2 protein-coding genes are annotated in these 2681 nt (G+C 77.4%); one reads left to right on the top strand and one right to left on the bottom strand.

Annotated features, from left to right (window positions below):
* Positions 1-873 (bottom strand): HAD family phosphatase (locus tag NH602_RS29935; protein WP_253069574.1); only part of this gene is annotated, 873 nt, incomplete at its 3' end.
* Between the two features lie 673 nt (positions 874-1546).
* On the opposite strand from NH602_RS29935, the gene ssd reads away from it, so the two are divergent.
* Complete coding sequence (gene ssd, locus NH602_RS29930; RefSeq protein ID WP_073575935.1) at positions 1547-2638, top strand: septum site-determining protein Ssd; 1092 nt, start codon at positions 1547-1549, stop codon at positions 2636-2638.
* Positions 2639-2681 lie beyond the last annotated feature (43 nt).

Here is a 2681-nt window from a genome sequence, read left to right as displayed (position 1 = left end):
ACCGAGCAGCGCCGGGTCCCGCCGGGGCCCGCCCGCGCCGACCCCACCGGTGTCCTCGCCGGCCCCATCGGTCGCCCGCCCGGCGTGGACGCCACCCCGGGCCCCGGCCGCGAACCGGTCGGACAGCCGGTCGCGCAGCCGGAACAGCCGGTCCCGGCGGGAGGCGGCGCGCACGAACGCGAGCACCGGCCACCCCCGCTCACGGGCGATCACCCGTAGCTCCCGGTCCGGGTTCACGACGGACGGCTGCCCGACCGCCTCCAGCAGCGGCAGGTCGGTGATCGAGTCGGAGTAGGCGGCGCACCGCGCGAGGTCGAGTCCCAGCTCCTCGGCGATCTCCCGGGCCGCGACGGCCTTGCCCTCCCCGTAGCAGTAGAACGCGATCTCCCCGACGTAGCGGCCGTCCTCGATGTGCATCCGGGTCGCCCGGAAGCGCGTGATCCCGACCAGCTCGGCGATCGGCTCGACGACCTCCAGCCCCGACGCCGACAGCAGCACGATCTCCGCCCCCTGCGCACGGTGGTGCTCGATCAGCCGGACCGCCTCGGGGTAGACGAGCGGGCCCACGATCTCCTGCAGCGTCTGGGCGACGATCGCACGGACCCGCGCCACCTCCCAGCCCTGACAGATCAGCACCATCCGCCGGCGCAGGGTGTCCATCGTGGACGCGTCCGCCCCGGCGAGCACGAGCAGCAGCTGGGCCCACGCCCCGCGCAGGACGGTCGAGCGGTCGATCAGACCGGCGCGAGCGAACGGACGCGCGAACGCCAGCGCACTCGACCCGGCGATGATCGTGTTGTCGAGGTCGAGGAACACCGCCCGGGGGCCGGCGGTCCGGTCCGGTGCGACGGGGGCTGTGGAGAACTCGGGCACGACGTCCAGCCTGCCCGAACCGGGACGCGCCTCGTCCCCGGTCCCCGACTCTTCCACACCCCGCCGACCGTCGGCCCCACGACGGGCGCCGCCCGTCCCCGCACCGCCCGGCCGGGGGTACGAGCAAGCCGATGACCGGCAGCGGAGGGTGATCGAACGTACGCGACCGGTCGCCCGGACGCGCCCACCGGTCAGTGGCGGAGTTCACCCCGTCGGGGTCGAGAGCGACGTCGCCGCCGGTACCGGTCGGCGCAGGCCACGGCCGGAGTATGGGCGCGACCGGCATGTTCCGGCTACAGTTGACCGAGCTCGGACGTGGTCCGAGCGGGTTCAGCTCGACCCCCCGGGGCTGAACCGCCCGACGGCCCCCGCCAATCCCCCCTGGCGGGGGTCGTCCTACGTCCGGGGTCGGACGACACGGTCGTGTCGGTCACCCGCCTCCCCGGTGCGCTCCCCGCCGCTCCGGTTCTGCTCCTCCGCGGCGCGCCCGCGAGGGCCCTCCCCCGTGCTCCATCCTCCCGCACGACACCGACGGAACCCGTGGGTTGTCCACAGGCCGGGCCGTTTCCACGACGTTGTCCACAGGCCGGCGATCGGGGCCGGCGGGGCCCTCCCGGGACCGCACGCTCGACACCGGGGCCCGCACCGGCGGGCCGGTGTGGAGGACGACGCGATGGACCGGCGCTGCCTGATCGTGGCCGACGATCCCGAGCTGCTCGACGCGCTGCTGCGACTCGCCGCGGCAGCCGACATGGACGCCCAGCGCGCGGTCGACGCGGCCGACGCCCGCCGTGCGTGGGCCCGCGCACCGGTCGTGTTGCTCGACCGGGCCGGGGCCCGGCGCTGCGGCGAGGCCGGTTTCCCACGCCGCGACGGCGTCGTGATCACCGTCCCCGGCGAGCCCGCCGCAGAGGACTGGCGGATCGCGGTCGCCCTCGGCGCGGACCGGGTCGTGCAGCTCCCCCAGGGCGAGGCCGGGCTGGCCGGGATCCTCGCCGACGCCCGGGAGCGCGCAGCGGGCGACGGGCGGGCCGGCCGGGTGCTGGCCGTGGTCGGCGGCAGCGGTGGAGCGGGCGCCTCGGTGCTCGCCACCGCCGTCGCGCTGACCTCCGCACGGGCCGGGGAGTCCGCGCTGCTGGTCGACTGCGACCCGCTCGGCGGCGGCCTCGACCTGATGGTCGGGCTGGAACAGGAGGCCGGGCTGCGCTGGCCGGAGCTGTCGGTCGGCGACGGCCGGGTGCGCGCCGCGTCGCTGCACGCCGCGCTGCCGCGGGCCGGGTCCGGGCGCACCGCGCTGTCGGTCCTGTCCTGCGCGCGCTCCCCGCACGGCCCCGAGCCGGCCGCGGTCACCGCGGTCCTCGACGCCGGGCGTCGCGCGGGCGGCACCGTCGTGTGCGACCTGCCCCGCTACCCCACCGACGCCGCACTCACCGCTCTCGGCACCGCCGACCTGACCGTCCTGGTGGTCCCCGCCGGGCTGCGGCCCTGCGCCGCGGCCGCCCGGGTCGCCGACGTGCTCGCCGAGCACGCCCGGGCCGTGGAGCTGATCGTGCGCGGGCCGTCCCCCGGCGGTATCACCCCCGACGAGGTCGTCGCCTCCCTCGGGCTGCCACTGCTCACGACCATGCGCCCGGAGCGGGACCTCGCCGGTGCCCTCGAACGGGGGCGGACCCCCGGCTCCGGGCGGGGTCCGCTCGCCACCGCGGCCCGGGCCGTGCACGAGCGCCTCTGCGGCACGGCAGGCTCCCGGCGGGCGGCGTCGTGAACCCGCTGGTCGACCGGGTGCGGGCCCGGCTGGCCGACGCCGG

Source organism: Pseudonocardia sp. McavD-2-B (assembly GCF_024124365.1).
Lineage (GTDB): Bacteria > Actinomycetota > Actinomycetes > Mycobacteriales > Pseudonocardiaceae > Pseudonocardia > Pseudonocardia alni.
The sequence above is the reverse complement of the archived record's forward strand: the minus strand, read 5'-3'. Positions and strand labels throughout refer to the sequence as shown.